We start from the raw sequence: 5261 nt of genomic DNA, 5'->3' as shown, positions 1-5261 counted from the left end.
ATATAGATACAGAAAATTTAGAAGTAAATAGAAAGAAGGCTATAAAATATTTAAATGGTATAGGGTATTCTTTTTTTGCTTTAACTCTTAGTATGCAATCTATGACAACTATAATACCTATATTTATGGTTCAAGAAAAAAACATACCAATGTGGCTTATGATAGGAGGATGTATATTACCAATTTTCACATCAGTAGCCATGATTTATTATTACTTGATGTTAAGTAGTTTAAAGCCTAAGAGCAGAAATATTTATACTGTAGAAAATGATGATGAAAAATGGATCTATGGATTTATTTATTACAATAAAGATGATCCAAAGCTTATGGTAGAAAAAAGACTAGGTGCAGGATGGAGTATGAATATGGCTCATCCTTTAGGTAAGTTTATTACTATATTACTTGTAGTTATTACAGTTGGAAGTTTGTTGATAGGTTTTATATAGATTTAAATATTGTGTAGTAAAATATTAAAAAGGAACTACTAAGATAAAAATCTCAGTGGTTCCTTTTTTAAATATCTAGAATTCTATTAAAATGGATAATAGAATCCAGTCATCATATTATTCTTTAAATAAACAGCTGTAACTAGTAATGCCACACAACCAATTATAAAAGCATAATCAATACCTTTTAATTTTTTATAACTATACCAAGTTCTTTTTCTCTTCTTACCAAAACTTCTTAGCTCCATAGCATTGGAAACAGTTTCTATTCTTTTCATAGAAGATGAAACAAGTGGAACCAATATGGTAGTATAATTTTTTAATCGTTCTATTATAGTTCCTTCGCCTTTATTAAAAGCTAAACCTCTTGCTTGTTGTGCATCTAATATATTTTTATATTCAGTCATAACATCTGGTATATATCTAAACGCTATGTTTATAGCGTAAGCAATTTTATATGGTATTCCCATTTTATTTAAGCTACTTGCAAATTCACTTGGATGTGTTGTAAAAATAAATATAACAGTTATAGGCATAAGAACTGCATATTTTAAAGATATTGTAAGAACATAAAATAATGTTTCTTTATTTATATAACTATATCCTATATTTATAATCTCTGTGTTAGTACCTACTAGTTCAGTTCCATACTGTGGAGTGATAAGTAATATAAATATAATATTAATTATATTAAATACTACCATTATCCATAGTAGGGGTTTAATTGTTTTGGATGGTATTTGAGAGAAGTATAACATTATAGTTCCTACAATACCCATCACTAAGAAAAATCTTATATCCAAGAACATTACTGTCATTATTGTCCATGTAAGGAATAATAATATTTTGCTTATACCATTTAATTTATGGAATATAGAGTCACCCTCAATATATAGAGTTTTGGCTCTACTCATTATTTTTCACCTATCTTTCGTAATCTATAAAGAACTGTACAAAATCATTTGTATTATCTATGCCAACAGCTCTAGCTAATGTTGATAATGAAGTTTCTTTTAGATTTGCTTTTGTTATAATATTTTCGTCAGTTAAAATATTTGATGGTTTATCGTCAGCTATTTTTTTACCATCAGATAAAACTATTGCTCTATCACAATATTCTAATGTTAATTGCATATCATGAGTAACAAGAATTATAGATATTCCTTTGTTAGCTAAGTCTTTTATAAAATTCATAAACTCAGTATAATGATTATAATCTTGACCTGCTGTTGGTTCATCTAATATGATAACTTCTGGATCTAATGCTAATATAGAAGCTATAGTTACTCTTTTCTTTTGACCGTAGCTAAGTGCTGATATTGGCCAATTTCTATATGGATATAAACCGCATATTTTAAGAACTTCTTCTACTTTCTCATTTATATATTCTTTAGAGTAACCTCTACATTTTAGACCTAATGCAATCTCATCTTTAATCATATGTTGTGATATCATCTGATTTGGATTTTGCATTACATATCCTATAGAATTTCCTCTTTTTTTGATGCTCCATGAATCCATACATTCATCTTTTAAAAACATAGTACCTTGTTTATATTTTAAAATTCCTGTTATAACTCTACATAAAGTAGATTTTCCTGCGCCATTATTACCTAAAACAGCTAAAATTTCACCTTTATTAAGATGGAAAGATACATTATCAACAGTATTTTTTATTCCATCATGAGAGAAACTTAAATCTTTAATTTCTAATATTTTTTCAGATTTTTTACATTCTTTATTTATTGATTGATTCTTAAACCAGTTTTTAATAGTTGATTTAGAATTTTCACTTATATTAGTAAAATCTCTTAGGTTTGACATTTCTTCTATATTGCAACCAGCTGTTTTTATAGCTTCTACATATAAAGGTTCTCTAAGACCATTACTTCTTAATAAATCTGATTTTAAAATCTCATCAGGTGTACCTATACCTTTAATTTCACCTTTATTCATGACAATAACTTTATCAAAAGGTTGATCTAGTACGTCTTCGATTCTATGTTCAACTATTATTACAGTTTTATTAGTTTGAGCATGAATATTGTTTATTAATTTCATGATTTCTTTTCCACTGGCTGGGTCTAAGTTTGCTAATGGCTCATCAAACAGAAGTACATCTGCATCACTTCCAAGTACTCCAGCAAGGGATACTCTTTGTTTTTGTCCACCAGATATTTCATAAGGACTGTGGTTAATATATTTTTCCATATGAACTAATTTCAGTGCATCTACAACCTTTACTTTCATTTCTTCAATAGGAATAGCATTATTTTCAAAATTAAATGCTACATCTTCACCTACAGAAAGACATATAAATTGAGAGTCTTGGTCTTGTAATATAGTTCCTACTTTTTTACTTACTTCTGATAAACTTTCTTTATATGGTTTTATATTGTCTATTGTTAATTCGCCATCTATCTCTCCATTATATGAAAAAGGAATAAGTCCATTTATGCAATGAGATAGAGTGGATTTTCCAGAACCACTTGGTCCTACTATTAAGACTTTCTCACCCTTATTAATAGTTACATCTATATTTTTTAAAGTTTTATCAACTACATTATTGTATTTAAAGCTAAAGTTTTTAAAACTTATCATTTACGTTCTCCTTAAATATTAATTTTAAAATAGAAGTATTTTACTCTTCTATTTTTAGATTACTGTTTCTTTTATTAGTTTTTATAAATCCTAGTATAATTGGGATTCCCGCTCCAAAGAATACTATTGAGTTTGTGACTATAGCTAATATAGTTTGTATTTTCATTTTATCTAAAGGTTCGCCCATAAATATTATGTCAAAACCAGCTGCAAAACTATATGCTAATACTATACCCAAGAAACCTGTAACTGCTAAGTATATAATATGGAATTTACTGCATAAACCATCTTTAATACTAAAATTTTTACATTTAAATACTAACCCCATAAATAGTCCAAGGATACCAGAGCTAGCTACCCAGCCCCACCAGATACCCCAACCAGCAATCATGTCAGTTAGCATATGTCCTATAAATCCCATACTAAATCCTACGAATGGACCAAACATAGCTGAAAATACAGCTATCAATGCTATAGATGGTTTTAATTGAGTATTAGGACCTATTGGTATACCTACAAATCCTAAAGCTCCGTATAAGGCAGCAGCTACACCTATTGTTACTATTGTTTTTGTATCTATCTTTATCATATTAATTGCCTTTCCTTAATTTTTTATATTTTGTGTATGATAATTGATTTTTATAAATTCGTGCATAAAAAATTCGCTTCGCTCATGTCGCCAACGACTGCGTCCGTTGCTAAAGTAACAAAGTTGGAAATTATATGTTATCTACAAAGCAGATAGCATATAATTTCCTTACAACTAAAAAAATCTCTTTCCAGAAAGAAAGAGATTATGTATACGTAATCTTATCTTCCAGAATTCATCTGTAGGAATTAGCACCTTTGTCGTAATGACCGGTTGCTGGGCTTCATAGGGCCAGTCCCTCCACCTCTCTTGATAAGGAATATTCTATTTAAGTTCCGTTAAATATTTTATTATGAAGGTCGAAATTTGTCAAGTACTTGAATTTATTTAAGTAAATATATTAAAAAGATAAATATTACTTTTTTTATATGGAAGATAATCATATTTATATTTTATTTAGTAAAATATGAAAGAGTATATTCTTATTAAGTGGATAGAATAATTTTATAACAATATATACGTTCAAGTTGGTGATTATTTATGAGTAAAAGAAATAAAATTTTACTTTATGTATTATTAGTATTTGGATTATTTGTATCATTCAAATTATTTATACCAGAAAATAATTTGGATGATTACATAAAAAAGAATCTAGGTATAGAGGATAGGTTATTTAAAGAATATGTAGTATTTTATCCTCAACACCAAGATGATGAAGTATTATGGGGTGGAAGTGCAATAAGAAGAGCTATAAATAGATTAGGAGCAGATCATGTTTTTGTAGTTTTAGTATCAGATGGAACAGGAGTTAATGTATTTAAGGATAAAACATATAAAAATACAAGTAGAAAAGAAAAAGAACAGCTTAGAGACAATGAATTTTATGCAGCGCTAAATTATTTAGGTGTAAATAAAGAAAACATTATAATACTTGCTAATATAGATAATAAAGTAGGAAACCACTTTGATTTAATGAGAGAAGTTGCACTAAATTTTGAAGATAAATATGAAAATGTAACTCATATAGCACAATCGTACAAATATGACAATCATCCTATGCATAGAAAAAATGGAAAAGTTATTTATGATTTATATAAAGAAGGAAAAATAAAAGATGCTATGTTTTATTTGAAACCAAAATATGTTGAAAAAGTTTCTATAGACAAAATAGTAATATATAAAGCTAAGGATTTTGAAGATTATGAAGCTATTGTTAATGCATGTAATGAATATAAGGTTATAAACAAAGAAAAAGGAAGAAGAGGAATAGGATACATTTCTTCACATAGATATTTTGATAATTTATTGAAAGATTCTGATTTGACATCCTTTTTACATTTACCAGAGTAATATATACTAATTAAGTGTTTTGAAGTGTTTCGCCAAACACGTTTGTTTAAACAACGTGTTGGCGATATGAAGTTGAGCTATCAGGTAGTTGGATAAGCGATTTTTGTTATCTCAATGCAGGTATAAATATATAATTTTCTAGATTTCTGCTTTCTGTAGTAAACTTATAAATTGGTTGATAAAATCCTTTACTATCAATTTCATAAATTATATCAATATCTTTTATATTTATTTCAGAATCAGCCATATCTGAGGATGTGATAAATTTTCCATCT

Annotated in this window: 5 protein-coding genes and 1 riboswitch; of the genes, 2 read left to right on the top strand and 3 right to left on the bottom strand. The window is 27.6% G+C overall.

The genetic code is table 11. The annotated features are described in order from the left end of the window. On the top strand, positions 1 to 446 hold a 446-nt coding region (locus J7G74_RS02115), incomplete at its 5' end, for a DUF5808 domain-containing protein (RefSeq protein WP_297131285.1). Between the two features lie 86 nt (positions 447 to 532). Here J7G74_RS02115 and J7G74_RS02110 read toward each other — a convergent pair. Genes J7G74_RS02110 through J7G74_RS02100 form a run of 3 tightly spaced genes read right to left on the bottom strand, consistent with a single transcriptional unit; the run spans position 533 to position 3636 of the window. After that, positions 533 to 1360: an energy-coupling factor transporter transmembrane component T family protein gene (locus J7G74_RS02110; protein WP_297131282.1), complete on the bottom strand. Its 828-nt coding sequence runs from the start codon at positions 1358 to 1360 to the stop codon at positions 533 to 535. Between the two features lie 10 nt (positions 1361 to 1370). Beyond that, the gene (locus J7G74_RS02105) at positions 1371 to 3047 is read right to left on the bottom strand and encodes an ABC transporter ATP-binding protein (protein WP_297131278.1); all 1677 of its coding nucleotides are present in this window, start codon (positions 3045 to 3047) and stop codon (positions 1371 to 1373) included. Positions 3048 to 3087: 40 nt separating this feature from the next. Further along, entirely contained in the window at positions 3088 to 3636 is a 549-nt protein-coding gene (locus tag J7G74_RS02100) for an ECF-type riboflavin transporter substrate-binding protein (RefSeq protein WP_297131275.1), read from the bottom strand. Between the two features lie 218 nt (positions 3637 to 3854). Next, positions 3855 to 3955, bottom strand: a riboswitch (SAM riboswitch). Positions 3956 to 4176: 221 nt separating this feature from the next. Between J7G74_RS02100 and J7G74_RS02095 the strand changes: the two genes are divergently transcribed. Then, positions 4177 to 4986 (top strand): PIG-L family deacetylase, encoded by an 810-nt coding sequence (locus tag J7G74_RS02095; RefSeq protein WP_297131272.1) that lies wholly within the window; start codon positions 4177 to 4179, stop codon positions 4984 to 4986. Positions 4987 to 5261 lie beyond the last annotated feature (275 nt).

The sequence above is a fragment of the Terrisporobacter sp. genome (assembly GCF_017888745.1).
Taxonomy (GTDB): Bacteria; Bacillota; Clostridia; order Peptostreptococcales; family Peptostreptococcaceae; genus Terrisporobacter.
This window is presented reverse-complemented; position numbering and strand designations above follow the sequence as displayed.

Coding starts and splice junctions, on each gene's coding strand:
- J7G74_RS02095 (WP_297131272.1), top strand. CDS start 4,177: ATGAGTAAAAGAAATAAAATTTTACTTTATGTATTATTAGTATTTGGA.
- J7G74_RS02105 (WP_297131278.1), bottom strand. CDS start 3,047: ATGATAAGTTTTAAAAACTTTAGCTTTAAATACAATAATGTAGTTGAT.
- J7G74_RS02110 (WP_297131282.1), bottom strand. CDS start 1,360: ATGAGTAGAGCCAAAACTCTATATATTGAGGGTGACTCTATATTCCAT.
- J7G74_RS02100 (WP_297131275.1), bottom strand. CDS start 3,636: ATGATAAAGATAGATACAAAAACAATAGTAACAATAGGTGTAGCTGCT.